Source organism: Microbispora sp. H10885, from assembly GCF_014161415.1.
Taxonomy (GTDB): Bacteria; Actinomycetota; Actinomycetes; order Streptosporangiales; family Streptosporangiaceae; genus Microbispora; species Microbispora triticiradicis.
On the sequence record NZ_JABBWY010000006.1, the window covers coordinates 420,572 to 445,629 of the forward strand.

The window sequence follows — 25,058 nt, forward strand, 5'->3', positions numbered from 1 at the left end:
AGGGACCTCTCTACCCGAACTGTCATCTTTAATCTGCGGATGAGTCAGGAAAAAGCCGGACGCCCGGCTTCCTAGGGGAGCCAGGCGTCCGTGAACTGCTGATATGTTCGTTTTCTGGGGTGTTACTTAGTGGTGCCGGATCACCTTGACGTAGTCGGTGGCCTCGGAACCCTTGAGACGGCGGGTGCCGTCGAAGCGCACGCCCCAGGTGCCCGACTGGTAGGCCCGCACCCGGGTGGCGAAGTCGCCGTCGCCGTCGGTCCTGATGGTGTCCACGTACCGCCACTTGCGGGAACCCGCGGGCAGGAAGTAGACGCCGACCTCCTGGGAGCCCAGCCAGTGCCAGTCGTGCCAGTAGTCACGGCTGTCGTAGCAGTCGTCGTGCCCGCCGCGACGGCCGGTGTAGCCGTTCCAGCCGAAGTACCAGTCGGAGTAGCACTGCGCGACCTGCAGCTCACCCTCGAGGGTCAGCGCACGGCCCTTGCGGACCGGCTCGGGCGTGGCGTCGAAGCCGACGATGCGGGTCGCCTTGGGGCCCGACGGACGCGGCGCGTGCCACTCCTTGCGCTTGACCCTGAAGGAGCGCTCCGCGGTGAGCGTCCGGCCGTCGAGGCCCTCGGCCTCGATCCGCACCCTGTAGACGCCCTCCCGGTCGTGCCTGTCGAAGCTCCACGACTGGGAGAAGGTGTCGAAGGACGGGCCGTCGTGCGGGCCGCCGCTCTTACGCTTGCCCCACCACGGGCCGTCGTGGCCACCGTGGCCGCCGCCGTGCCCGCGGGACCCGGACAGGGTGAAGGTGACCTTCCTGACGTCCTTGGTCCTGACCGAGGCGGAGACCGTGGCGGAGCCACGCCCGCCCACGACGACCACGTCCGGGTTGACGCCGAACCACAGGATTCGCGCTTCGGGCACGTACGGGCGCCGGCTGTCCGCGGTCGGGGTGGGTGTGGGGGTCGGCGTCGGTGTGGCCGACGGTGTGGGCGTCGGCGTGGATGTGACCGGGTCCGCGTGAGCGGGCGCGGTCGCGAGCGCCGTGGCGCCCATGGCGATCACTGCCAGGGCGGTAGCAGCTCGTTTCACCATGAGGGTGTGTCCTCTCCCCGTGTTCAAACGCGCCCCCGGGTTGGGGCGCGCCAACGTCATAGACGCTAAAAGGAAAAGGAAGGTTGCTAGTTTCTCGGAGAAAATTGTAACGAGTCCGTAACTGTCCCCTATATGCCACTTCTACGCTTTTTATGGCTTCAATGGGCGTTTTATGCCTATCGCTCCGAGCTGACATCGGCGGCGTAGCGGGGCGAGCCCGCGTACTCGGCGCGCCAGGCGCCCTGGCCGTCCTCCCGCGTCCGGGCGCTGAACCAGCCGTCTCTCCGGGTGACCGCCTCGCCCACGGGCCGCCACTCCGACGACCCGGCGGGCCTGAAGGAGATCCTCACCCGCTGCCCGGGGAAGGGCCGGTAGTCGACCCGCCCGCCCGGGTCGACGCGCAGCAGCGTCCCCGTGACCCGGGTGTCGTCCCCGCCCCGGCCACGGGCGACCTTGAGCCCCTCGATCTCGGTCGCGCGCCGCAGATGGAACACCGCCCGCGCGACGGCCGTCCCGCCCCGGGCGTCCACGGCGGTCGCGGTGACCGTCCAGGGCCCGCTCGGATACCACCGTGACAGGGGCCGGTCGGGCAGGAAGCGCCACGTCTCCCATCCCCCGGTTGCGCCGTCTCCTCCGGTTGCGCTGTCTCCTCCGGCCGGGACCGGCCCGGCGGCCCGTCCGTGCCTGGCCGCGCCGACGATGCCGGGCACCGCGGTGGCCAGGCCGCTCAGCCCCGGCATCGGCACGGCGTCCCCGAACGGCGGCGGGGGGCCGTCGCCCGGATCGTCCTCCCCGCCGGGCTCTCCTTTACCGGGCTCCCCTTTACCCGGCCCCCCTGAACCGGGCTCTTCTCCACCCGGCCCCTCCCCGCCTGGTTCGTCCCCGCCCGGTTCCTCCCCACCGGCGGAGGGGGCGCGGCCGGGTTCGAGGACGACCGAGACGCGGTCCGCGCCGCGCGCCACCACGTCGACGACCAGCCGCACCGATCCGGCCGGCCCGACGACGGGGTCGGACGGCCGCACCACGACCGAGCGGATCGCCGTCCCACCGGCGGCGGGCACGGGAGCGGGCACCGCGGCCGTAGACGACGTGCTGAGAGATGACGCGACGAGGGAGGACGCGACGAGTGCGGGCACGAGAAGAGGCGTCGTCATGCCCCGAGACCGTACGCACGCCCGGCACGCGTCCCGCCCCCGACACTCTCCCGGGCCGGTAAAACTTCCCCAGGCTCAGCCGGCCGCGTACAGTTCCTCGATCACGTCGGCGTACCTGGCGTGCACGACGCGGCGCTTGAGCTTGAGGCTCGGGGTGAGCTCCTCGGTCTCGGCCGTCCACTCGACCGGCAGCAGCCGCCACCGCTTGACCTGCTGCACCCGGGCGAGCTTGCGGTTGGCGGCCTCCACCGCCGCCTCGATCTCCTTGAGCAGGTCCGGATGCCCGGCCAGGGCGGCCAGCGACTCGAAGGCGATGCCACGGGCCCGCGCCCACTCGGGCGCGACCTCCGCGTCGAGCGTGAGGATCGCCACGGGGTACGGCCGCCCGTCGCCGTACGCGAGGGCCTGCCCGATGAGCGGGTGCTCCTTCAGGTGGCCCTCGATGACGGCCGGGGACACGTTCTCCCCTCCGGAGGTGATGAACAGTTCCTTCTTGCGGTCGACGATGCGGACGAACCCGTCCTCGTCGATCGAACCGACGTCGCCCGTGTGCAGCCAGCCGTCGGCGTCCAGCAGTTCGGCGGTCGCCTCGGGCAGTCCCAGGTAGCCCCGGGTGTTGAGCGGGCTGCGGGTCAGGATCTCGCCGTCCGCCGCCACCCGCACCTCGACGCCGGGCTCGGCCCGTCCGACCGTGCCGAGCCGGAAGACCTCCGGGCTGTTGACCGTGAAGGCGCCGGTCGTCTCGGTCATGCCGTAGACGTCGATGACCTTCAGGCCCAGGCCGGCGAAGAAGCGCTGTACCTCGGGCGGCATCGGCGCGGCGGCGGTGGCGCACCAGAGGGCCCGGTCGAGCCCGATCAGGCCGCGGATCACCGACAGCAGTGCGGCGTCCGCCCGCTCGTACGCCTCCCGCACCTCCGGCGAGACCGTGTGGCCGTACTGCTGCCCCTCGATGTAGGCGAGCCCGGCGGCCATCGCGGCGCGGACGTTCTCCTGCTGGTCGGCGGGCTGCGCGGCCAGGAGGGCCTGCAGCCGGGCGGCCATCTTCTCCCAGACGCGGGGCACGCCGAAGAACAGCACCGGGCGCACCTGGCCCAGCGCCTGGGCGAGGGCGGCCAGGTCCGTGCAGAAGTACACGTGGTTGAGCTTGAACAGCGGCAGGTACAGGCTGAGCGCCCGCTCGGCGATGTGGGCGTAGGTGAGATAGGAGATCTGCGTCCCCCGCTCGGGCAGGTCGATCATCCGCTGCGTCGCCGCGATCTCGAAGAGCACGTTCGCGTGCGTGAGCGGGACGCCCTTGGGCATGCCGGTCGTGCCTGAGGTGTACAGCACGCTGAGGACGTCGTCCGGGGTCACCTCCCGCCAGCGCCGCTCGACCGCCTCCGGGTCGGCGGCGTACGCCCGCGCGCCGAGCGCCAGGAAGTCCTCCCAGCTCAGGAAACGCTCGTCGCCCTCGGGGGCGCCCTCCAGCATGATGATCCTGGTCAGTTCGGGCAGTTCCCCGAGCACGGGCTCCCAGCGGGCCAGGTCGCCGGGGCCGCCGAGCACCGCTACCCGGGCCCCGACGTCACGGGCGACGTACGCGACCTGCTCAGGGGCGAAGGTCGCGTAGATGGAGCAGGAGACGGTGCCCGCGTGGACGGCGCCGAGGTCGGCCAGCACGTGCTCGCTGCGGTTGACCAGCATCAGCGCGACCGCCTCCCCCGGCCGCAGGCCGAGCGCGGCGTAGCCGGCGGCGATCTCCAGCACGCGCCGCCGCGCCTCGGCGTACGTCAGCGTGCGCCAGCCACCGGCGCCGTCCGGATCGGAGTAGGCGGGCGCGTCCGGGTTCTCCTCCGCGGCCCATCTGAACTGTTCGCAGAGGGTCCTGCCCGCGATCTCGTGTTCGATCGCGGCCCGCTCCTCGAGAACGCCGGCCATCGTGCCTCCCAACGGGTATGTCGCACGCGTGGCCTGCATCGCACCACAGGGGATCACCGAGGACAAGACTCCGTGGGCGGGGAGCACAAGAATGCGTCATCTCAAACGGACAAACAGGACATAAGTGCATATAAAGTACTGAGATGATGCGTGATCGGGGGGTACGCATGGCATCCGGACGACCTGGGCCGCCTGCCGGGGAGCGACCGTTCTTCGGCCACCCGCGGGGGCTGGCCACGCTGTTCGGCACGGAGATGTGGGAGCGCTTCAGCTACTACGGCATGCGCGCCGTGCTCGTGCTGTTCCTGACGGCGCCCGCCACCCGCGGCGGCATGGGCCTGCCGGAGACGACCGCCGTGGGCGTCTACGGCGTGTACGTCGCCTCGGTGTACCTGCTGGCCGTCGTGGGCGGCTGGCTGGCCGACCGGCTGCTCGGGGCGCGCAGGACCGTCCTGGTCGGCGCGTCGGTGATCATGGGTGGCCACCTGAGCATGGCGATGCCCATGGGTGGCGGATTCGTCTGGCTCGGCCTCGTGCTCATCGCGCTGGGCAGCGGCCTGCTCAAGCCGAACATGGCGGCGCTGGTGGGTGAGTTGTACCGGCACGAGGACGACGCCCGGCGCGACTCCGGCTACACGATCTTCTACATGGGCGTGAACCTGGGCGCGTTCCTCGGCATCATGATCGTGCCCTGGCTGCAGACCAGCGGCCGCTGGCACCTCGCCTTCGGCGCGGCGGCGATCGGCATGCTCTTCGGCCTCGTGCAGTACGTGCGGGGCAGGGCGACCCTCTGCGGCGCCGGCGAGGAGCCCGACCACCGGCTCACGCCCGCCGAGGAACACCGCTTCAAGGTCGTCGCCGGGCTCTGCCTCGCCGTCGCCGCGGGCGGGCTGGCCCTGTGGGCGGTCAGCGGGACGCTCACCGTCGACCGCTTCGCCCTCGTGCTCACGGTCGTGACGGCCGCCGTGCCGATCGCGTACTTCGCCTTCCTGTTCTCGTCCCACGAGGTCACCGCGGAGGAACGCAGGGGGCTGTTCGCCTACGTATGGCTGTTCCTCGCCGCCGCGATCTTCTGGCTCGTCTACGACCAGGCCGGAAGCTCGCTGCTGCTGTTCGCCAAGAAGGACACGAACCTCGACGTGTTCGGCTTCACGATCCCTCCGGGCTGGGTGGGGAACATCAACTCTCTCGCGATCATCGTGCTCGCCCCGCTGTTCGCCGAGATGTTCCTCAAGGCCGGCACCCGGATCAGCACGCCGCTCAAGTTCGCGATCGGCCTGGTGATCGTCGGGCTGAGCTTTGTCGTGATGTCCGTCGCGGCGGGCGTCGCCTCGGACGGGGTGAAGGTCTCGATCATGTGGCTGTTGTCGGTCTACCTCATCCAGACCATCGCCGAGCTGTTCCTCAGCCCGGCCGGGCTGTCGGCCACCAACAAGCTCGCCCCCCGGGCTTTCGAGAACCAGCTCATGGGCGTGTGGTACCTGGCGATGGCGCTCGGCGACTCCGTCGGCGGCCAGACCTACCGGCTGACCACGGTCGTGCCCATGCCCGTGTACTACCTGGTCCTCGCGCTCGCCGCGGTCGCCGCGGGCCTCCTCATGCTGCTGTTCGTCCGCAGGCTCCGCCTCCTCATGGCCGAACACCACCTGCCACCCGTGCCCGCCTCGTCCTGACCGTCGCCGCCCCGGCCCCTCACATCACGATGAGCGCGAGCCACCTGGATCCAGCGCGCGCCTACACCCGCAGTCGGGTGGTGTGGGGGTTGCGGTAGGTGAAGGCCCAGCGGTCGGCTCCGATCTTGCGGCGGGTGTAGCGGGTGGGGTGGCGGTAGCGGTCGCGGTTGTGGAACTGGCACGCCGGTCCCAGCAGCGTGAGGTCGGTCAGCCCGCCGCTGCACCAGTCCTCGGCGTGGTCGATCTGGCACATCGTGGCCGGCAGCGGGCAGCCGTCCACCCAGCAGGTCGCATACCGCGCGAAGACCGCCCGCCGCTGCGCCGGGGTCGCCAGGCGGACCTTGCGGCCCATGTCCAGCACCTGCCCACCGGCGTCCATCACGATCCGCACCAACGTGCTGGTACGGGCCAGCCGGTGCACGCTGGAGACGGGCAGCAGATGCCCGGTCGCCAGGATCAACCCCGGCAACCCCCGCAACCACACCCCCGGCGGCGCACTGCCCCCCACACCCGCCCAGGCACCGCCACCCGTCCACGGCGGAGCAGCAGACTCCGCTCCCGGCGACGTGTTGGCTCCCGCGCCCGGCTCGGCGGGCGCCTGAATGGTGGGCTCGCCGGTGGCGCTGGTCGCGTCGGGGTGAGTCGCACAGGCGTCGGAGCCGAACTCCTCAGCGGTGCAATCGTCAGGGCCGGGAACAGGGTCGTCGCCTGAGCCGGGCTCGGGGCCGGGGTCGGTGCCCCAAGGGTCGGGATCAGGACCAGGGCCGGTGCCGGAGGAGTCGGGACCAGGGCCGTCGCTCGGGTCGGCGTCTGAGGGGTCGCTGGTGGGGTGGTCCGCAGAGGGGTCGGCCGTGGAGTCGGCTGAGGGGGTGGTGCCTGCGGGGTTGTCGGCTCCGGGGTTGTCGGCTGGGGGGTCGTCGGGGAGGGATTCGGCGTTGACCAGTACCAGGAGCTCGGTCGCGATCTTGTTCTCCAGGAACGCGATGACCGCATCGGCGTTCCGCACACTCGGGGTGCGGTCGTCGCCCTCGGCCTTGGGCCTGGCATAGACGTCCAGCAGGTGCTGCATCCGCGCGGCCGCCTCGACCGGGAGGTAGAACTCTCCCTCCAGCCCGCCGTTCCTGCGCCGCCGCACCCTAAAGAACCGGCGGTCGAAGTCGGCCTGCTCATCGCTTTCGTGGCCGTCGGGGTCCAGCACCGCCCGCAGATACCGCCCCGCCTTGGCCACCTCCGCCGCCCCCGCCGAACCCGCCAACTCCAGCAAAATCCCCTCGGCCGTCGTCGCCTGCTCGTCGGTCAACCCCGCCGTGGCGGTGCAGATCGCCTCCACAATTCCCTCCGCGAGGCTGCCCTCGGCGAACCGCTCACGCACCCGCGACAGACGACCCAACTCCATGCCCATCGTCACCAACCGACCGGCCCCGGGGATCGTCATCCCCCCAACAGAGCGCAGCCACAACCTGGTGGAGGCATGCCCGTGGTTCCTCGCCTCCCCAGCCCGGTGAACGCGCCCGACCCGGGCAGCCAGCGCGCTGGTGATGCGGTCGCGGGCCGCCAGCAACTCCTCGGCCTCGGCCAGACACACCTCCGCCGACTCAGGCACCGGCACCAGCGCCACCGCCCGCGCCGCCTCACCAACCGCCGCCACCGCCACCCACGACGACGACCCCACACCACAAGCACCCCAATCACGGCCCGCATCGTTCTGGTCGGCGCCCGTGGCACCGCCAGACGCACCAGCGGGATCACCGCTGCCGGCAGACCCGATGCCGTCAGGAGAAGGACCGTCTGGGGAGACACCACGCGCATTCTCATCGTGGGTGGATGCGGCACCAGACGCGGTATCACCACGAGTCGTGAATGGACGAGCGGGCCCGGGCGATTCCGCCGAGTCGTCGAACCGGCTCGCATGCTTCCGCGCCGCAGGGTCGACAATCGGCACATATTCGCGGGCGAGTGAATCCTCGGTGGACCACAGGGGCGAGCGGGCGGTGAGCTGCTCCCACCAGTCGCCATAACCCGCATCGTTCGAACGAGAGAGGCGCTCAGGATCGGCGTCGAACAGATCCATCAGACCTCCCCGCAGATTCGAAATCCTGTATGAATTCTTCCACATCAGCCAGTCATGAACGCCCCCGCACCGGCAATTGCTGGAGCCACAGGCCAATTCCCAATTGTCGAATATGTGACCCCTGCCGGCTTCTTTCCAATTGGCGGCGAAATGGCCTGCCAGACGGTGGTTACAGGGTCGGCGTGAGCGGCTCCCGGGATGGGCGGCCGGCCGGAGAGCCCCCGAGGAAGACCATGCCGGAGACGACGTGCGAGGTGCCCGGAGAAGTGGCCGGGGAGGAGCCGAGGCGGCGTACCGCATCCTCGAGCACGGCCGGGGGCTGGGTGAACGTCAGCCGCACGTATCGCTCCAGCGTGCCGTCCACGCCGAACCACGGCCCCGGGGACAGCCGTACGCCCCGTGCGGCGGCGGCCTCCGCGACCGCGCTCGCCGACGGCGTGTCGAGCCGCACCCACAGCGACCCGCCGCCGGGCGGCGGGGTGAAGGCCCAGCCCGGCAGTCGCTCGCGCAGGACCCCGGTGAGCGCGGCGAGCGAGGCGCCGAGCGCGCGGCGGCGCTCGGCCCGCGCCTCCTCGATGCGCTCGAACAGGAAGGCCACGACAAGCTGGTCGAAGACGGCGCTCGCGATGTCCACGGCGGCGCGCAGCAGGGCCAGGCGCCGCACCATCGCCGCGGTCGTCCGGATCCAGCCGACCCGCAGGCCGCCCCACCACAGTTTCGACGCCGATCCCACGCTGATCACCCGCCCGTCGGTGTCGAACGCGGCCAGCGGCGTCGCGCGTACGGAGGCGTCCAGGGCCATCTCGGCCCAGACCTCGTCGGCGATGAGCGTCGTGCCGTGACGCCGTGCGGCCCCGACCAGCGCGGCGCGGCCGGCGTCGTCCATGAGGTGACCCGTGGGGTTCTGGAAGTCGGGGATGACGTAGGCGAGGCGGGCCGCCGACTGGCGCATCGCGCCGCTCACCAGGTCGAGGTGCCAGCCGTCCTCCTGGACGCCCACCGGCACCAGGCGGGCCGACCGCAGCCGGGCCGCGTCGATCGCGTGCGGGTACGTCGGCGACTCGACCAGCACCGGGTCCCCCGGCCCCGCGAGCAGGGACATGATCAGATGGACGGCCTGCTGCGCCCCGCCCGTCACGAGGATCTGCTCGGGCCGGGTGGGCAGCCCCCGCTCGCCGTACCGGCGGGCGATCGCCTCCCGCAGCGGCGCGAGCCCGAGCGGGTGGTAGCCCGAGCCCAGCGCGTACCGGTGGTAGGCCCGGCCCGCCTCCTCCACGGCCTCGCCGAGGAGGGAGATCGCGGGCGGGGCGGCGGCGTGCAGCGGCAGCAGCCCGTCCTCGTCTGAGGCGAGCCACGGGTTGTCCACGCCCAGTGCGCCGGGGTCCGGCAGGGCGGTGCGGCTCCCCGACCCCTGCCTGCTCTCCAGGTAGCCCTGCTCGCGCAGCCGGTCGTACGCCGTGGTCACGGTGGTGCGGCTGACGCCGAGCGACTCGGCCAGGTGCCGTTCCGGCGGCACGCGCACCCCCACGGCGAGTCTCCCGTCGAGGATCAGACCGCGTACGGCGTCCGCGAGCGCCCGGTAGTACGGGCGGGAGCTCGGCGGGACCCGGACGAGCCGGGCGAGCTGGGGAGCGCTGACATACCGGTCCATGCGGACCAATTTCGCTGATTGGCCCTTTTATGACAAGCCATTGGCCTGCACCATTGAGCCCACTATGATCGAACTCTCCCTTTCGCGCCCCAGCTCGCTCCCGTTCCGGCTCGTCCGTCTCTACGTCGGCCTGGCGCTCTACGGCGGCGGGATCGCCCTGCTCGTCGAGTCCGGCCTCGGCCTCGACCCCTGGGAGGTCTTCCACCAGGGCCTCTCGGTGCGTACCGGCTGGTCGATCGGCATGTGCATCAACCTGGTGGGCGCGCTGGTGCTGCTGCTGTGGATCCCGCTGCGGCAGCGACCCGGCCTCGGCACGATCAGCAACGTCCTGGTGGTGGGCACGAGCGCCGACGCCGTGATGTGGCTGGTGCCCACGCCCGCCGTGTGGCCGGTCCAGTGGATCTTCCTGCTGAGTGGGATCGTGGCCATCGCCGCCGCCTCCGGGCTCTACATCCACGCGGGCTTCGGCCCGGGCCCGCGCGACGGCCTGATGACCGGCCTGCACCGGATGGGCCTGTCGATCCGGCTCGCCCGCACGATCGTCGAGCTCACCGTGCTCGCCGCCGGATGGCTGCTCGGCGGCACCGCCGGGATCGGCACCATCGTGTTCGCCCTGACGATCGGCCCGCTGACGCAGGTCTTCATGAAGCTGTGGGCCCCGGCCGGGGTCACCACCCGGTCATCGGGTACGCAGCCGTCATGACGCGCCGCGCGGGGAGGTGAGCGAATGCGGATCGAGGACTACGCCCTCGTCGGGGACACCCAGTCGGCCGCCCTCGTCGGCCGGAACGGCTCGGTCGACTGGCTGTGCCTGCCGCGTTTCGACTCCCCCTCGTGCTTCGCGCGCCTGCTCGGCGACGAGTCCAACGGCTTCTGGCGCCTGGCCGCCGCGGGACGGGACACGGCCGCCAGGCGGGCGTACGTCGGGGACTCCCTGGTGCTCGCGACCGACTGGGAGACCTCCACCGGGACGGCCAGGGTCCTCGACTTCATGCCGGTCCGGTCGGGCAACCCGGACCTGGTACGGATCGTGGAGGGCCTGTCGGGCACGGTCGAGATGACGACCGAGATCCGCATCCGCTTCGACTACGGCCGCATCGTGCCCTGGGTCCGCCGTACGGGCGGCCACCTCCACGCCGTCGGCGGCCCCGACTCGGTCTGGATCCACTCTCCCGTCCACCTCCAGGGCGGCTACTACCGGCACCAGGCCGCCTTCGCCGTCTCCGCCGGGGAGCGGGTGCCCTTCGTGTTCACCTGGCACCCCTCCCACCAGCCGCGGCCGAAGGCCATCGACCCTCTCGCCGAACTCGGCCTGACCATCCGGCTGTGGCAGGACTGGGCCGCGCGCTGCGGCTATCGCGGCCCGTGGCGTGACGCCGTGGTCCGCTCGCTGATCACGCTCAAGGCCCTGACGTACAGCCCGACCGGCGGCATCGTCGCCGCGCCGACCACCTCCCTGCCCGAGCACCTCGGCGGAGTACGCAACTGGGACTACCGCTACTGCTGGCTGCGCGACGCCGCCATGACGCTCGACGCGCTCCTGCGGGCCGGATACGTCGAGGAGGCCGACGCCTGGCGGGTGTGGTTGCTGCGGGCCATCGCCGGCCGCCCCGAGGACCACCAGATCATGTACGGCGTGGCCGGTGAACGCCGGCTGCCGGAGACGACGCTCGACTGGCTGCCCGGCTACGAGGGGTCCCGGCCCGTCCGCATCGGCAACGGCGCCGCCGGCCAGTTCCAGCTCGACGTCTACGGCCAGGTGGTCAACGCGCTCTACCGGGCCCGCAAGCAGGGCATGGCGCCCGACGACTACACCTGGGCGCTGCTGGTGAAGGGGGCCGAGTTCCTCGAAGGCAACTGGGACCGGCCGGACGAGGGGCTGTGGGAGGTGCGCGGGCCGCGCCGCCACTTCGTCCACTCGAAGGTCATGGCCTGGCTCGCCATGAGCCGCATGACCCGAGGGGCGGCCGAACTGGGGCGTACGGGGCCGTTCGAGCGGTGGGGCGCCCTGCGTGACCGCATCCACGCGGAGGTCTGTGAGAAGGGTTACGACCCGGTCCGCAACACCTTCACCCAGTCCTACGGCTCACAGGAACTCGACGCCGCCCTCCTGCAGATCCCCATCGTCGGCTTCCTGCCCCCCGACGACCCCCGCGTCACCGGCACCATCGACGCCGTCGAACGCGAACTCATGACCGACGGCTTCGTCCTGCGCTACCCCACCGCAGAACACAACCCAGCCGAACACAACCCCGTCGACGGCCTCCCCGGCGGCGAAGGCGCCTTCCTCGCCTGCAGCTTCTGGCTCGCCGAAGCCCGCGCCCTCACCGGCCGCCACCACGAGGCCGGCCAACTCTTCCAGCACCTCGTCAACCTCACCAACGACGTCGGCCTCCTCGCCGAGGAATACGACCCCCGCACCCACCGCCAACTCGGCAACTTCCCCCAAGCCTTCAGCCACATCCACCTGATCCACACCGCCCAGGCGCTGAGCGGCGCGGCCGCGCGCCCGTGACCGTACGGAGAACTCTCAGGCGGAGAACGAGATCCATGCGTCCGGCGGCAGGTCGGGCCGCCCGGGCACAGGTCTGTGCTCCTCGGTCCACGCGTCTGGCGCGATCTCCTCGGCGACGCGGCGCCAGAAGCGCACGGCGGCCGTGTTGGCGTCCTGGAAGGCCACCTCCCAGGAGCCGGGATGCCTGGCCGTCACCTGCCGCACCGCGCGAAGCCCGATCCCGGACCTGCGTGCCGCGCGTACGACGAAGAAGGCGCTGAGGACGCGTGTCCGTGCGGTGAGGCCGCGGACGAGAGCGAGACCGGCGGGGCGTTCGCCGGTTGTCAGCAGGTACGCCGCCCAGTCCGGGTCATGGAACGCCGCCTGGAGTCGCTCCGCGCGGAACGTCCCATCGGGCTTGGGCAGCACTCCGCCGAATTCCGACAGGTCGTGCCGGAACATCAGCCACAGACGCTCCAGCACCGGATGGTCGGCGGCATCGGCGAGACGGACGGTCAGATCGGGCATGACGGGTCCTTCACGATAGGAGGGGAAACAGGTGCCAGAAAAGGCGCCGGAAACGCCGAGAGCCTCCCGCCGGAATGTCCGGCCGGGAGGCTCTCAGTGGTGCACAGATCATATCGAATTCCCCCTATACCGGAGTGATAGGGGGAAAGTGGCCTGTCCCCGCCGGGCCTCGCCGCGCGTACGTTGACGGCAGCCCCACCCGAGGCGTGCCTCGCGGTGGCAACCCCCGATCGAGGAGATCTCGATGCGCCTGTCACGGTTCCTCCGCGCCCTCCCGGCCCTGGTCCTGGGCCTCGTCCTGCTGTCGCCCCTGCCGTCCGCCCACGCCGGGGTGAGCGGGGTGAGCGGGGTGAGCACAGTGAGCGCGGTGCGCGTGCTCCGCTACGACGCGAGCCGGGCCGCCGAGTTCCGCACAGTGGTCGACCAGGCAGCCCAGGTGTGGAACGCGAGCGTCACCAACGTCCGGCTCGTGGCCGGCACACCGGCCGACTTCACCGTGCTCGCCGACAACGGCTGGCCGCGCACGAGCCGCACCAGCCTCGGCCGGGGCACCATCTGGATGGGCAGGGAGGCGACGAGCGAGGGCTACTACCCGCTGCGCATCGCCACCCATGAGATCGGCCACATCCTCGGCCTGCCCGACCGGCGCACCGGCCTGTGCTCCGACCTGATGTCCGGTTCCAGCGCCCCGGTGAGCTGCACCAACGCCAACCCCAGCGCGGCGGAGCGCAGCGCGGTCAACGCCAACTTCGCCGGATCGGCCCTGCTCGGCGGATCCGGCGCTCTCTTCGTCGACCGGCCGGACGCCGCGAGCCTCGCTCCGGCGGCGTAGGAGCGGCGTAGGTACCGCCTCCCGGGTAGCGTGGCGGGCATGCGGATCGAGGACTACGCCCTCGTGGGCGACATGCAGTCGGCCGCCCTCGTCGGCCGGAACGGCTCGGTCGACTGGCTGTGCCTGCCGCGTTTCGACTCCCCCTCGTGCTTCGCCCGGCTGCTCGGCGACGAGTCCAACGGCTTCTGGCGCCTGGCCCCGACGGGCCACGAGGAGGCGACCCGCCGGGCGTACGCCGGGGACACGCTCGTCCTGGAGACGGTCTGGGAGACGTCCACCGGCGCGGTCAAGGTGATCGACTTCATGCCGCCCCGCTCGGCCAACCCCGATCTCGTACGGATCGTGGAGGGCCTGTCGGGCACGGTCGAGATGAGCACCGAGATCCGCATCCGCTTCGACTACGGCCGCATCGTGCCCTGGGTCCGCCGTACGGGCGGCCACCTGCACGCCGTCGGCGGGCCCGATTCGGTCTGGATCCACTCTCCCGTCCATCTCCAGGGCGGTGACTACCGGCACGAGGCGACCTTCAGCGTGTCCGCCGGGGAGCGGGTGCCGTTCATGTTCACCTGGCACCCCTCCCACCACCCGGAGCCCGAACGGATCGATCCCCTGGAGCAGCTCCGCGAGACCGTGGCCATGTGGGAGGCCTGGTCGTCCCGGTGCGGATACCGGGGCCCGTGGCGTGACGCCGTGGTCCGCTCGCTGATCACGCTCAAGGCCCTCACCTACAGCCCGACCGGCGGCATCGTCGCCGCGCCGACCACCTCGCTGCCGGAGCACCTCGGCGGGGTGCGCAACTGGGACTACCGCTACTGCTGGCTGCGCGACGCGGCGATGACGCTCGACGCGCTGACCGGATCGGGGTACGTCGAGGAGGCCGACGCCTGGCGCTCCTGGCTGCTGCGCGCCATCGCCGGCCGCCCGGAGGACATCCAGGTCCTGTACGGCGTGGCGGGCGAGCGCCGGCTGCCGGAGACGACGCTCGACTGGCTGTCCGGGTACGAGGGGTCCCGTCCGGTGCGGATCGGCAACGGCGCGGCCACGCAACTCCAGCTCGACATCTACGGGGAGGTCGTGAGCGCCCTGTACGAGGCGCGCAAGCAGGGCATGCCGCCCGACGACCACGCCTGGGCGATGATCACCGCGGTGATGAGGTTCTTCGAGCACAACTGGGACCGGCCGGACGAGGGGCTGTGGGAGGTGCGCGGGCCGCGCCGCCACTTCGTCCACTCGAAGGTCATGGCCTGGGTCGCGGCCGACCGCATGGTCCGGGTGATCGAGGAGCTGGGCCGGAAGGGCGACGTGGAGAGGTGGCGGGGGCTGCGTGACCGCATTCACATGGAGGTCTGTGAGAAGGGTTATGACCCGGTCCGCAACACCTTCACCCAGTCCTACGGCTCACAGGAACTCGACGCCGCCCTCCTGCAGATCCCCATCGTCGGCTTCCTGCCCCCCGACGACCCCCGCGTCACCGGCACCATCGACGCCGTCGAACGCGAACTCATGACCGACGGCTTCGTCCTGCGCTACCCCACCGCAGAACACAACCCAGCCGAACACAACCCCGTCGACGGCCTCCCCGGCGGCGAAGGCGCCTTCCTCGCCTGCAGCTTCTGGCTCGCCGAAGCCCGCGCCCTCACCGGCCGCCACCACGAGGCCGGCCAACTCTTCCAGCACCTCGTCAACCTCACCAACGACGTCGGCCTCCTCGCCGAGGAATACGACCCCCGCACCCACCGCCAACTCGGCAACTTCCCCCAAGCCTTCAGCCACATCCACCTGATCCGTACGGCGCTGGCTCTGCGGGGCTAGCCGTCAGGGCGTCCCGGACAGCGGGCCGTCGGCGTGCGGGACCCGCTCGGCGGGGATGACGCCCAGGCGTCCCGCCTGGTAGTCCTCCATCGCCTGGATGATCTCGGCGCGGGTGTTCATCACGAACGGGCCGTAGTGCGCGACCGGCTCGCGGATCGGCCGTCCGCCGAGGAGCAGCACCTCCAGAGCGGGCTCGGCCTGCGGCTGGGCGGTGTCCGCGGCGAGGGTCAGCGACCCGCCCGGACCGAAGAGGGCGAGCTGCCCCTTGCGGACCGGCCGCCGCTCGGCGCCCACGGAGCCCTGACCGGCCAGCACGTAGGCGAGGGCGTTGAAGTCCGGGTTCCACGGCAGGTCGAGCCGGGCGCCCGGGCTGACGGTCGCGTGCACCATCGTGATCGGGGTGAACGTGACGCCGGGGCCGGCGTGCCCGTCCAGGTCTCCGGCGATGACCCGGAGCAGCGCGCCGCCGTCGGCGGAGGCGAGCAGGGCCGCCTCCCGCCCCCGGATGTCCTGGTAGCGGGGCAGGTGGAACTTGTGCGCGCGGGGGAGGTTGACCCACAGCTGGATGCCGTGGAAGAGCCCGCCCGAGACCACCAGGTGCTCCGGGGGCTTCTCGATGTGCAGCAGGCCGGACCCGGCGGTCATCCACTGGGTGTCGCCGTTGGTGATGGTGCCGCCGCCTCCGTTGGAGTCCTGGTGCTCGAAGACGCCGTCGATGATGTAGGTGACCGTCTCGAAGCCGCGGTGCGGGTGCCACGGCGTGCCCTTCGGCTCACCGGGGGCGTACTCGACCTCGCCCATCTGGTCCATGTGGATGAACGGGTCCAGCAGCGACTGCGGCACCCCGGCGAACGCGCGCCGTACGGGGAAGCCCTCGCCCTCGAAGCCGCTGGGCGCGGTCGTCACGGACCGTACGGGGCGGGGTCCGGCGACGGCCGGATCGGGCGCGGCGACGCGGGGCAGGGTCAGGGTGTCTGCGGTGACGGCGGGCATGGCCACCTCTCCTGGTTGAAAGTTCAACTTCTGACGCGTTGAACCATGCCCGGCCGCGGGACATTCCCGGCGCCAACGTTCTCGGCCGAGCTCAGGACCGGCCGGCGATCCGGGCGAGGAGCCGGGCGAACTCCGGCGGCGGCGCGACGACGAGCCGGGTCTGCCCGTCGTGACTGATCAGGTCGGCCTGGATGCGGGTCAGCTTGCCGCGGCGCCACCAGTACACGTGCGGGCTGAGCCCGTCGGCGTGGCCGGCGTGCTCCCGGTGGGCGAACAGGCGCAGCCGCTCGATCGCCCGCACCACGCCGATGCCGGCCACCGGATGCACGGCGATCAACCCCCGGTGCGGCAGCACGGCGAGCATGCCGTCCTCGGGCACGTGGGTGTGGGCGGGCAGGCGGCGCAGGTGGGCGGCCGCGCTGGGCGCGGTCAGCAGCGTGACCTCGGTGCCGCCCAGGTCCAGCCGGGACACCGTGGGCCGCTCGTCGGCCAGGGCGTTGCCCACCGCGACGTCGAGCGCCTCACCCGGGGGGATGGGCCAGCAGAACGCCTCCTCCGGGCGGACCGGGCGGGCGCCGATCGTCAGCACCTCGATCAGGTCGGCGCTGAGGTGGCGGCCGATGATCCGGGAGGGGTCGGGGAAGGCCGGGTCGTCGGCGGCGTGGACCCGCGTGCGCAGCAGCGGCTTGATCGGCTTGAGGTTGCACGCGTCGAAGGGCTCCCCCGACACCGCGTGGGCCAGGTGCTCGGAGACCAGCATGGGCCAGTCCTCGCGGGTGCGCCGGGCGGCCTCACGGCGCAGGCCGACGAGGTTCACCACCCGTTCGCGCTCGGGGGAGGACAGCGTCAGCGACGTGCCGTCTGCGGCGAACCCGCAGGTGTAGCCCATGGTCTCGGCGACCAGCCCCAGCAGCGAGTCGAGATCGACGTCCTCGACGGCTCTCGGGGCGGGATGGTCCGGTCGCGTCCGGCTGAGCAGTCGCCGCAAGAGTCCCAACGCACCATCCCTTCACCACGGCCCGGGCGCCTCCGGGCGCGTATCAGGTTGCCGCGTCGGAGTCGCGGATTGCGCCCGCGACGGAACACGATTCGGTCACAATAGCCACATTCGTCTCCAACCACATACTCAGCTGTGGTGATCCGTGTCCGACGGGCAGCCCGGCGAGGACCGGCACACCCAGCGGCGCCAGGCGTTCGGCCAGCACCGGCAGCGGGTCGCCGCAGTCCACCCATGATCCGAGCACGATCCCCGCCGCGCCGTCCAGGCAGCCCGCCTGGAGCAACTGCGTCACCATCCGGTCGATCCGGTACGGCTCCTCGGTCACGTCCTCCAGCAGGACGATCCGGCCCTCCCCCCGCATCGCGTACGGCGTGCCGCACAGGGCGGCGAGCAGGGCGAGGTTGCCCCCGGTGAGCCGTCCCTCGGCCCGTCCCGGCACGACGACACGGTCGCCCGTGATCGGGGCGGGCGTGCCGCCCTCGAACAGCGCCTGCCGCAGGTGGGCGAACGTGACCGGTTCGGGCCCCCCGGGGTCGCTGATCGTCGCGCAGGCCGGCATCGGCCCGAAGAGCGTCGCCAGGCCGAGCCTGTCGGCGAAGGCCCGGTGCAGCGCGGTGATGTCGCTCGACCCCAGCAGGATCTTCGGCCCGGCCGCCGCCATGGCGTCCCAGTCGAGCAGCCCGAGCAGCCGGGTCGTGCCGTAGCCGCCCCGCGCGCAGATGACGGCCGCCACCTCGGGGTCGCACCAGGCCTCCTGGAGATCGGCCGCGCGCGCGGCGTCGGGCCCCGCCAGGTAGCCCTCCCGGGCCCGCACCGACGCTCCGTGCACGACCCGCAGGCCGAGCTCCTCCAGGACCGCCCCGCCGCGCTCCAGCCGTACGGGATCCACCGGCCCGGCGGGCGCGACCAGCGCGACGGTGTCCCCCGGCCGCAGCCGCCGGGGCGCCTCCGGTACCGTTACCGAGGCGACACCCCCCGCCCCGCCGCGGATGCGCTCGCTCACCCTTCAAAGGGTGTCAGACTAAGCGGTATCTATGCGACCTCCGACGCACATCCTCGTGGTCAACGGCGTCAAGGTCCGTCGCCCGGTGTTCGTGATCGCGGCCCCGCACTCCGGCGCGGACCTGCTGGGCCGTGCGCTCAAGCGCTCCCCCGGCTTCCACGTGACCATGGGCAGGGGCCCGGTGACCCGGGTCGTCTACGCCTTCGCCCGGAGGCCCTCGATCGCCCGAAGCGGCGGGGCGCCCCGGGTGCTGCGCGACGTGCTGGCGGAGGCCTGGCAGGTCGTCCCGGCCTCCTGTGCGGAGTGCACGACCGCCTGCCGGGAGGCCGGCGGCATCATCGGCGCCGGGCCCTGCGTCGGGCCGGGCGCGCTGTCGCGGTTCGGCGACGCCAGTCCCGACCTGATCTACAGCACGCCGGTGCTGCTGCGGGCGTTTCCGGACGCCCGGTTCATCCAGGTCATCCGCGACGGCCGCGACGTCGTCGCCGACATGCTGGCCGATCCCGCCTGCATGGCCTGGGTCAAGCCGCACATGCTGAGCGAGGACGCCGAGTTTCCCAACCCGTTCCTCGGCGTGCGCTCGGCCGAGCACCGGCAGCGCTGGGCCGAGATGCCGGCCGCGGGCAAGTGCGCCCTGCGCTGGCGCGGCGCCGTACGGCTGAGCGCGGCCCTGCGCCGCGAACTGCCCGCCGAGCACCTGCTCACGCTCAGGTACGAGGACCTGGTGGCCGCGCCCGGCGAGGCGATCGACGCGGTGTCGTCCTTCCTGGAGACCAAGGTCTCGATGATCGCGCTGTACGGCGCGACGATCCCCCGGCCGGGCGGCTGGCGCAGCCGCCTGTCCGGCGAGGACGCCGAGCTGGTGGAGAAGGTGGCCAGGGAGGAACTGGCCCGTCTCGGATACCGCTAGCGTCCCGAGCCGCCTGAGGACCCCGAGCCGGTGAACCCCGAGCCGTTGGACCCCGAGCCGGTGAACTGGGTGCGGTACAGCTCGGCGTACGCGCCGCCCCGCTTCAGCAGTTCCTCGTGCCGGCCGTGCTCCACCACCCGGCCGTCCTCGATGACCAGGATCGCGTCGGCCTCGCGGATGGTCGAAAGCCGGTGGGCGATCACCAGCGAGGTCCGTCCCCGCAGGGCCGTCTTCAGCGCCTGCTGCACCGCCGCCTCGGACTCGGAGTCGAGGTGCGCGGTGGCCTCGTCGAGCACGACGACCCGGGGCGCCTTGAGCAGCAGGCGGGCCAGGGCGATGCGCTGCTTCTCCCCGCCGGACAGCCGGTATCCGCGGTCGCCGACGACCGTCTCCAGCTCCTCGGGCAGGTTCTTGACCAGGTCGGCGATCTGGGCCGCGCGCAGCGCCTCCCAGACCTCCTCGTCGGTGGCGTCGGGACGGGCGTAGCGGAGGTTGCTGCCGATCGTGTCGTGGAACAGGTGGGCGTCCTGCATGACCACCCCGACCGTGTCCCTGATGCCGTCGAGGGTGGCGTCGCGGACGTCGAGCCCGTTGATCCGCACGGCTCCCTCGTCCACGTCGTACAGCCGGGAGACCAGCGAGGTGATGGTGGTCTTGCCCGCGCCCGAGTGGCCGACGAGCGCCACCAGCTCGCCCTCGCGGGCGGTGAACGACACGCCCTTCAGCACCTCCTGGGAGGGACCGGTGTCCGGGCGGGCCACCGACTCCAGCGACGCCAGCGAGACGTCGGAGGCGGCCGGGTAGCGGAAGCGCACGTCGTCGAACTCGATCGTCACCGGTCCCCCGGGGATCGGCCGCGCGCTGGGCTTCTCGGCGACCATCGGCTTGAGGTCCAGGACCTCGAAGACCCGGTCGAAGCTCACCAGCGCGGTCATCACGTCGACGTGCACGTTCGACAGGCTGGTCAGCGGGCCGTACAGGCGCATGAGCAGGGACGACTGGGCGACCAGGGTGCCGAGCGCGAACGCCCCGGAGATCGCGAGGCTGCCGCCGAGGCCGTAGACGAGCGCGGTGGCGAGCGCGGCGACCAGTCCCAGCGCGATGCGGAACACCGCGCCGTACATCGCGACGATCACGCCGACGTCGCGGACCCGGCCCGCCCGCTCGGCGAAGTACGCCGCCTCGTCGTCCGGCCTGCCGTACAGCTTGGCGACCATCGCCCCGGCCACGTTGAAGCGCTCGGTCATCACCGAGCTCATCTCGGCGTCGAGCTGCATCTGCTCGCGGGTCAGCGCCGACATCCGGCGGCCGACCCACTTGGCGGGGAAGATGAAGATCGGTAACAGGACCAGCGCGACCAGCGTGACCTGCCACGACAGCACGATCATGGTGCCGAGCACCAGCACCAGGCTGATCACGTTGGAGACCACCGACGACAACGTGCTGGTCAGCGCCCGCTGCGCCCCGATGACGTCGGTGTTCAGCCGGGAGACCAGCGCGCCGGTCTGGGCCCGCATGAAGAACGCCACGGGCATGCGCTGGACGTGGTCGTAGACCTCCGTGCGCAGGTTGTAGATCAGGCCCTCGCCGATGCGGGCGGAGAACCAGCGTTGCGCCAGGCCGAGCCCGGCGTCCACGACGGCCAGCGCGGCGATCGTGACGGCGAGCCAAAGCACCACCTCGACCCGCTTCGGGATGATGCCGTCGTCGATGATCGCCTTCATCAGGAGCGGGTTGGCGACCACGATGACCGCGTCGACCACCACCAGCGCGAGGAATCCGGCGATCTGCGCCCGGAAGGGCCGCGCGTACCCGGCGATACGCCGGACGGTCCCCGGCGCGATGCGCTCCTTCGTCACGGAGCTGTCACGCCGCAGGGACCGCATCACCTGGAAGCCGTAGCCCCCGTTCATCATCGACATATGCCGTACATCCTCCCAGGCCGTGCAGCGATGGGAGGACTCCCCCCGATTCCCCCGTCAGCTCGAAGCGAACAGCGCCTGTCAGTTCGAAGCGAACACTGCCCGTCAGTTCGAAGCGAACAGTGCGCGGATGCGCGCCACCTGTTCGGCCCGCTCGGCGGCGGCCTGCTCCTCCAGGGTGCGCCCCGGCGCGGCCCTCAGCAGGCGCTTGGTGGCGGTCGCGGCGGCGTGGTCGGTGGCCAGCAGCGCGGCGGCCAGGTCACGGGTGGTCTGGCCGAGCTCGCCCGCCGGCACCGCGATCTCGGCCAGGCCGAGCCGTACGGCCTCCTCGGCCCCGACGACACGGGCGGTCAGGCACATCTCGATGGCGCGGGGAACCCCGACGATGTCAGCCAGGGGCTTGGTCCCGGTCAGGTCGGGAACCAGCCCCAGCGCGGGTTCCTTCATGCAGAACTTCACGTCGTCCGCGACGACCCGCAGGTCACACGCGAGCGCGAGCTGAAAACCCGCCCCGATGGCGTGACCCTGCACGGCCGCGATCGACACGATCTCCGGCCTGCGCAGCCACAGGAAACCCCTCTGTGCCTCCGCGATCAGCCGTTCCAGCTCGGTCTCGCCGAGCGCCGCGACGCTCGCGAAAGATTCCTGCCCGGGTACCCCCTCGGGCGTGAACATGCGCAGGTCGATTCCGGCTGAGAAGGACGGCCCCTCGCCTCTGACCACGACCACTCTCACCCGCTCCGGAAGGGTGTCCCCTATCCGGGCCAGAGCCGACCAGGTCGCGAACGTCTGTGCGTTGCGCTTGTCCGGCCGGTCCAGGGTGACGGTCGCGATCTCGCCGTCCACCTCGCAGCGCAGTCCGATCTCGGCCGGCGCGGCCGCCGAGACCGTCGACACATCGGAGCCGCCGCCCGTCTCGCGGGCGTGCTCCGGATCCCCCCCCACTGCCGCTTCCGCCATGCCTGCTCCTGCCTTCGGTGAGGAGCCACGTCGCCTCGCACGGCCGGTCCGGTGCGGCGCACCGCCCGTGCCGGGCGTCCGCGCTCCTGTTCGACCCGCGGTCGTGCCCGAGCCTACCGAACGACGTTCTGGTTAGCTGGACCCGACCACTCACTCTCACAGGAACGAGCGGCTGCGGTCGCGCGTCTTGAGGTGGATCTAGCGCTTGGACTTGCCCCGGGTCGCGCCGCCGCGCCCGCGCAGAGTCACTCCGGACTCGCTCAGGATGCGGTGGATGAACCCGTACGACCGGCCAGTGGAAGCGGCCAGAGCGCGGATGCTCTCACCCGCGGAATAGCGCTTCTTGAGATCGCTGGCCAGCTTTTCCCGGTCGGCCCCGGTCACCCGGGTGCCCTTCTTCAGAGTCTCGGCCACGAGTACCTCCTGTAGTGCCAGACTTCCGCAGCGTTACTTCAGCCCATGATCAGTCATTTCGACGGGATCGGCTACCTACTCCGCGGGAAAAGATCCCTACCCGCTCAAATTAAGATCAGGCAAGCGCCACAAGATCGGAAAATTCGTCGCTCCATGCGTCTTCTACTCCGTCTGGCAACAGAATCACCCTATCCGGCTTCAGCGCCTCCACGGCGCCCTCGTCATGGGTGACCAGCACAATCGCGCCCGTGTAGGAGCCGAGGGCGGTGAGCACCTGATCGCGGGAGGCCGGATCGAGGTTGTTGGTGGGCTCGTCCAGCAGCAGCACGTTGGCGCTCGACAGCACCAGCGTGGCGAGCGCCAGACGGGTCTTCTCACCGCCGGACAGGACCCCCGCCGGCTTGTCCACGTCGTCTCCGGTGAACAGGAACGAGCCGAGCACCTTGCGCAGGTCGACGTCGGCGAGGTCGGGGCCCGCGGAGCGCATGTTCTCCAGCACCGTGCGCCCGGCGTCGAGGGTCTCGTGCTCCTGCGCGTAGTAGCCGAGCTTGAGCCCGTGGCCGGGCAGGACCTCGCCGGTGTCGGGCTTCTCGATGCCGCCGAGCAGGCGCAGCAGGGTCGTCTTGCCCGCGCCGTTCAGGCCCAGGATGACGATCCGGGAGCCCCGGTCGACGGCGGCGTCGACGTCGGTGAACACCTCCAGCGAGCCGTACGACTTGGACAGGCCGCGGGCCGTCAGCGGCGTCTTGCCGCAGGGCGCCGGCTGGGGGAAGCGCAGCTTGGCGACGCGGTCCGACCGGCGCTCGCCCTCCACGCCCGAGAGCAGCCGCCGGGCGCGGCGCTCCATGTCCTGGGCCGCCTTGGCCTTGGTGGCCTTCGCCCGCATCCGGTCGGCCTGGGACAGCAGGGCGGACGCCTGCCGCTCGGCGTTGGCGCGCTCCCGCTTGCGCCGCTTCTCGTCGGTCTCCCGCTGGGTCAGGTAGGCCTTCCAGCCGACGTTGTAGGTGTCGATGACGCAGCGGTTCGCGTCCAGGTGGAGCACCCGGTTTACCGTCGCTTCAAGAAGGTTGACATCGTGGCTGATGATCACCAAGCCGCCCTGGTGGGAACGCAAAAAATCGCGAAGCCAGCCGATCGAGTCCGCGTCGAGGTGGTTTGTGGGCTCGTCGAGCAGGAGAGTCTCCGCCCCGCTGAACAGGATTCGAGCCAGTTCGACCCGCCTGCGCTGCCCTCCGGAGAGGGTCTGCAGCGGCTGGCCGAGAACCCGGTCGGGCAGCCCGAGGCTGGAGGCGATCGAGGCGGCCTCCGACTCCGCGGCGTAACCGCCGAGGACGTGCAGGCGGTCCTCCAGCCGGCCGTACGCGCGCACCGCCCGGTCGCGCACGCGCGGGTCGTCGGCGGCCATCCCGGCCTCGGCCTCGCGCAGTTCGCGCAGCACCTCGTCGAGCCCCCGGGCCGACAGGATCCGGTCGCGCGCCAGCACGCTCAGGTCTCCCGTACGGGGGTCCTGCGGCAGGTAGCCGACGCTGCCGGAGATCGTGACCGAGCCCGTGGCGGGCAGGCCCTCGCCCGCGAGGACCTTGGTGAGGGTGGTCTTGCCGGCGCCGTTGCGCCCGACCAGCCCGATCTTGTCGCCCGGGTTCACCCGGAACGAGGCGCCCTCGATGAGCAGGCGGGAACCCGCGCGAAGTTCGACGTCGGTGGCGATGATCATGATAGAGGGGACACTCCCGTGGATGATGCGGACAGGACCGGTGCCGGGAGCGATCAGTCGGGAGCGCTCATGGGCTCAAGTGTAGTGCCGCCGTCGCCGCCGCCGGCTGCGGCGAGCGCCCGGTCAGGGGTCGAGCAGCCGGATCCGTACGGCGCGGAACAGGTCCGGGGCGCCCTCCAGGACCGCCGGCCGGGGATCGGGAACGGTGAGGAACGGCCCGGCCTCCAGAGCGAACAGCGGCGCGAGACGCCGGTCCTCCCGGATCTCGTCGATCGCCCGCCGGTCCCCGCCGAGCACCAGCGCCTCCAGGTCGGCCAGCCGCGGCGTCAGCAGCCGGAAGGCCACGTCGGCGGCGGCCCGCAGCGCCTCGGCCGACTGCTTGTCCCTGCGCCGGGCGAAGCGCTGCTGGGACCATCCCCCCGCCGCGTTGCGCCCGTGGACCTGACGCGACCCGGCCTTGGCCGCGACCAGGCGGGTGCCGGTGAAGACGCCGGCGGCGTGCCCGCCGAGGCGGGCCAGCAGCACGCCGACGGTCCGCTCGCGGCAGGCGTGGGCCACCAGCGCCGCCGCCGGGGCCGGGAGCCCGGGAGGCGCCAGGCCCGGCGGCGCGACGGACGGCGCGGCGGACGATTGGGCGGACAGCGTGGCGGACGGCGGGCGCAGCGGCGGGAACGGCACATGACACTCGGCGACCGCGCCATCGGTCGCGTCGAGACGCACGACGTCCGGCAGGGTGACCGCCTCGATCGGGCCGTGCCGTGCGGCGAAGCGCGCGATCCAGCCCGCCAGCCGCTCGGGGGCCACCGAGACCCATCTGCCGCCTCCGGCGGCGGGCCGTCCTGTCATGGCTGATCAGACTACCGGTGTGGTCGTTTGCCGGATTCCCTCCAACTGATGGGGAAATGTAGGTGAATTTCCCACTGT

At 71.7% G+C, this 25,058-nt stretch carries 20 protein-coding genes; 6 read left to right on the forward strand and 14 right to left on the reverse strand.

Annotated features, from left to right (window positions below):
- Window positions 1-126: 126 nt before the first annotated feature.
- From HHX37_RS18555 to HHX37_RS18565, 3 genes are all read right to left on the reverse strand, one after another.
- Window positions 127-1,083, reverse strand: a complete 957-nt coding sequence (locus HHX37_RS18555; RefSeq protein ID WP_182886205.1) for a hypothetical protein — start codon at window positions 1,081-1,083, stop codon at window positions 127-129.
- A 176-nt stretch (window positions 1,084-1,259) separates the two neighbouring features.
- Window positions 1,260-2,237 (reverse strand): hypothetical protein, encoded by a 978-nt coding sequence (locus tag HHX37_RS18560; protein ID WP_182886206.1) that lies wholly within the window; start codon window positions 2,235-2,237, stop codon window positions 1,260-1,262.
- Window positions 2,238-2,312: 75 nt separating this feature from the next.
- Complete coding sequence (locus HHX37_RS18565; protein ID WP_182886207.1) at window positions 2,313-4,157, reverse strand: AMP-dependent synthetase/ligase; 1,845 nt, start codon at window positions 4,155-4,157, stop codon at window positions 2,313-2,315.
- Window positions 4,158-4,324: 167 nt separating this feature from the next.
- Between HHX37_RS18565 and HHX37_RS18570 the strand changes: the two genes are divergently transcribed.
- Window positions 4,325-5,830 carry a peptide MFS transporter gene (locus tag HHX37_RS18570; protein WP_182886208.1) on the forward strand — a complete coding sequence of 502 codons (1,506 nt, stop codon included), beginning with the start codon at window positions 4,325-4,327 and terminating at the stop codon, window positions 5,828-5,830.
- A gap of 61 nt (window positions 5,831-5,891) precedes the next feature.
- Here the strand turns inward: HHX37_RS18570 and HHX37_RS18575 are convergent, their stop codons facing one another.
- The gene (locus HHX37_RS18575; RefSeq protein ID WP_182886209.1) at window positions 5,892-7,502 is read right to left on the reverse strand and encodes an HNH endonuclease signature motif containing protein; all 1,611 of its coding nucleotides are present in this window, start codon (window positions 7,500-7,502) and stop codon (window positions 5,892-5,894) included.
- Between the two features lie 568 nt (window positions 7,503-8,070).
- Window positions 8,071-9,552 carry a PLP-dependent aminotransferase family protein gene (locus HHX37_RS18580; RefSeq protein ID WP_182886210.1) on the reverse strand — a complete coding sequence of 494 codons (1,482 nt, stop codon included), beginning with the start codon at window positions 9,550-9,552 and terminating at the stop codon, window positions 8,071-8,073.
- Window positions 9,553-9,616: 64 nt separating this feature from the next.
- Here HHX37_RS18580 and HHX37_RS18585 point away from each other — a divergent pair, with 64 nt between their 5' ends.
- Window positions 9,617-10,255 (forward strand): YczE/YyaS/YitT family protein, encoded by a 639-nt coding sequence (locus tag HHX37_RS18585; RefSeq protein ID WP_182886211.1) that lies wholly within the window; start codon window positions 9,617-9,619, stop codon window positions 10,253-10,255.
- A gap of 24 nt (window positions 10,256-10,279) precedes the next feature.
- Window positions 10,280-12,067: a glycoside hydrolase family 15 protein gene (locus HHX37_RS18590; RefSeq protein WP_182886212.1), complete on the forward strand. Its 1,788-nt coding sequence runs from the start codon at window positions 10,280-10,282 to the stop codon at window positions 12,065-12,067.
- A 15-nt stretch (window positions 12,068-12,082) separates the two neighbouring features.
- Here HHX37_RS18590 and HHX37_RS18595 read toward each other — a convergent pair whose 3' ends face one another.
- Window positions 12,083-12,574: a GNAT family N-acetyltransferase gene (locus HHX37_RS18595; protein ID WP_182886213.1), complete on the reverse strand. Its 492-nt coding sequence runs from the start codon at window positions 12,572-12,574 to the stop codon at window positions 12,083-12,085.
- Window positions 12,575-12,818: 244 nt separating this feature from the next.
- On the opposite strand from HHX37_RS18595, the gene HHX37_RS18600 reads away from it, so the two are divergent.
- Complete coding sequence (locus HHX37_RS18600; RefSeq protein WP_111698735.1) at window positions 12,819-13,406, forward strand: snapalysin family zinc-dependent metalloprotease; 588 nt, start codon at window positions 12,819-12,821, stop codon at window positions 13,404-13,406.
- A 39-nt stretch (window positions 13,407-13,445) separates the two neighbouring features.
- The gene (locus HHX37_RS18605; protein ID WP_182886214.1) at window positions 13,446-15,218 is read left to right on the forward strand and encodes a glycoside hydrolase family 15 protein; all 1,773 of its coding nucleotides are present in this window, start codon (window positions 13,446-13,448) and stop codon (window positions 15,216-15,218) included.
- Window positions 15,219-15,221: 3 nt separating this feature from the next.
- Here HHX37_RS18605 and HHX37_RS18610 read toward each other — a convergent pair whose 3' ends face one another.
- The 3 genes from HHX37_RS18610 to HHX37_RS18620 all read right to left on the reverse strand — a co-directional run bounded on the left by HHX37_RS18610 (window position 15,222) and on the right by HHX37_RS18620 (window position 18,214).
- Window positions 15,222-16,211, reverse strand: coding sequence for a pirin family protein (locus tag HHX37_RS18610; RefSeq protein WP_182874504.1), 990 nt, complete (start codon window positions 16,209-16,211; stop codon window positions 15,222-15,224).
- A gap of 91 nt (window positions 16,212-16,302) precedes the next feature.
- The gene (locus tag HHX37_RS18615; RefSeq protein WP_244301984.1) at window positions 16,303-17,208 is read right to left on the reverse strand and encodes a hypothetical protein; all 906 of its coding nucleotides are present in this window, start codon (window positions 17,206-17,208) and stop codon (window positions 16,303-16,305) included.
- 43 nt (window positions 17,209-17,251) lie between these two features.
- Window positions 17,252-18,214 carry a S66 peptidase family protein gene (locus HHX37_RS18620; RefSeq protein ID WP_244301985.1) on the reverse strand — a complete coding sequence of 321 codons (963 nt, stop codon included), beginning with the start codon at window positions 18,212-18,214 and terminating at the stop codon, window positions 17,252-17,254.
- Window positions 18,215-18,245: 31 nt separating this feature from the next.
- Between HHX37_RS18620 and HHX37_RS18625 the strand changes: the two genes are divergently transcribed.
- Complete coding sequence (locus HHX37_RS18625; RefSeq protein WP_182886215.1) at window positions 18,246-19,124, forward strand: sulfotransferase family protein; 879 nt, start codon at window positions 18,246-18,248, stop codon at window positions 19,122-19,124.
- On the opposite strand, the gene HHX37_RS18630 is transcribed toward HHX37_RS18625, so the two are convergent.
- The 5 genes from HHX37_RS18630 to HHX37_RS18650 form a co-directional block, all read right to left on the reverse strand.
- Window positions 19,121-21,046, reverse strand: a complete 1,926-nt coding sequence (locus tag HHX37_RS18630) for an ABC transporter ATP-binding protein (protein ID WP_182886216.1) — start codon at window positions 21,044-21,046, stop codon at window positions 19,121-19,123. The genes HHX37_RS18625 and HHX37_RS18630 overlap by 4 nt on opposite strands.
- A gap of 105 nt (window positions 21,047-21,151) precedes the next feature.
- Window positions 21,152-22,006, reverse strand: coding sequence for an enoyl-CoA hydratase/isomerase family protein (locus HHX37_RS18635; RefSeq protein ID WP_182880770.1), 855 nt, complete (start codon window positions 22,004-22,006; stop codon window positions 21,152-21,154).
- Window positions 22,007-22,204: 198 nt separating this feature from the next.
- The gene (locus HHX37_RS18640) at window positions 22,205-22,420 is read right to left on the reverse strand and encodes a helix-turn-helix domain-containing protein (RefSeq protein ID WP_030904785.1); all 216 of its coding nucleotides are present in this window, start codon (window positions 22,418-22,420) and stop codon (window positions 22,205-22,207) included.
- Window positions 22,421-22,535: 115 nt separating this feature from the next.
- Entirely contained in the window at window positions 22,536-24,134 is a 1,599-nt protein-coding gene (locus HHX37_RS18645) for an ABC-F family ATP-binding cassette domain-containing protein (protein ID WP_117410033.1), read from the reverse strand.
- A gap of 123 nt (window positions 24,135-24,257) precedes the next feature.
- Window positions 24,258-24,980 carry an acVLRF1 family peptidyl-tRNA hydrolase gene (locus HHX37_RS18650; protein ID WP_182886217.1) on the reverse strand — a complete coding sequence of 241 codons (723 nt, stop codon included), beginning with the start codon at window positions 24,978-24,980 and terminating at the stop codon, window positions 24,258-24,260.
- Window positions 24,981-25,058: the final 78 nt, after the last annotated feature.

Excerpts from the sequence above, each read along its gene's own strand:
- HHX37_RS18555 (WP_182886205.1), bottom strand. The coding sequence starts at position 1,083 with ATGGTGAAACGAGCTGCTACCGCCCTGGCAGTGATCGCCATGGGCGCC.
- HHX37_RS18560 (WP_182886206.1), bottom strand. The coding sequence starts at position 2,237 with ATGACGACGCCTCTTCTCGTGCCCGCACTCGTCGCGTCCTCCCTCGTC.
- HHX37_RS18565 (WP_182886207.1), bottom strand. The coding sequence starts at position 4,157 with ATGGCCGGCGTTCTCGAGGAGCGGGCCGCGATCGAACACGAGATCGCG.
- HHX37_RS18570 (WP_182886208.1), top strand. The coding sequence starts at position 4,325 with ATGGCATCCGGACGACCTGGGCCGCCTGCCGGGGAGCGACCGTTCTTC.
- HHX37_RS18580 (WP_182886210.1), bottom strand. The coding sequence starts at position 9,552 with ATGGACCGGTATGTCAGCGCTCCCCAGCTCGCCCGGCTCGTCCGGGTC.
- HHX37_RS18585 (WP_182886211.1), top strand. The coding sequence starts at position 9,617 with ATGATCGAACTCTCCCTTTCGCGCCCCAGCTCGCTCCCGTTCCGGCTC.
- HHX37_RS18590 (WP_182886212.1), top strand. The coding sequence starts at position 10,280 with ATGCGGATCGAGGACTACGCCCTCGTCGGGGACACCCAGTCGGCCGCC.
- HHX37_RS18595 (WP_182886213.1), bottom strand. The coding sequence starts at position 12,574 with ATGCCCGATCTGACCGTCCGTCTCGCCGATGCCGCCGACCATCCGGTG.
- HHX37_RS18600 (WP_111698735.1), top strand. The coding sequence starts at position 12,819 with ATGCGCCTGTCACGGTTCCTCCGCGCCCTCCCGGCCCTGGTCCTGGGC.
- HHX37_RS18605 (WP_182886214.1), top strand. The coding sequence starts at position 13,446 with ATGCGGATCGAGGACTACGCCCTCGTGGGCGACATGCAGTCGGCCGCC.
- HHX37_RS18610 (WP_182874504.1), bottom strand. The coding sequence starts at position 16,211 with ATGCCCGCCGTCACCGCAGACACCCTGACCCTGCCCCGCGTCGCCGCG.
- HHX37_RS18625 (WP_182886215.1), top strand. The coding sequence starts at position 18,246 with ATGCGACCTCCGACGCACATCCTCGTGGTCAACGGCGTCAAGGTCCGT.
- HHX37_RS18630 (WP_182886216.1), bottom strand. The coding sequence starts at position 21,046 with ATGTCGATGATGAACGGGGGCTACGGCTTCCAGGTGATGCGGTCCCTG.
- HHX37_RS18635 (WP_182880770.1), bottom strand. The coding sequence starts at position 22,006 with ATGGCGGAAGCGGCAGTGGGGGGGGATCCGGAGCACGCCCGCGAGACG.
- HHX37_RS18645 (WP_117410033.1), bottom strand. The coding sequence starts at position 24,134 with ATGATCATCGCCACCGACGTCGAACTTCGCGCGGGTTCCCGCCTGCTC.
- HHX37_RS18650 (WP_182886217.1), bottom strand. The coding sequence starts at position 24,980 with ATGACAGGACGGCCCGCCGCCGGAGGCGGCAGATGGGTCTCGGTGGCC.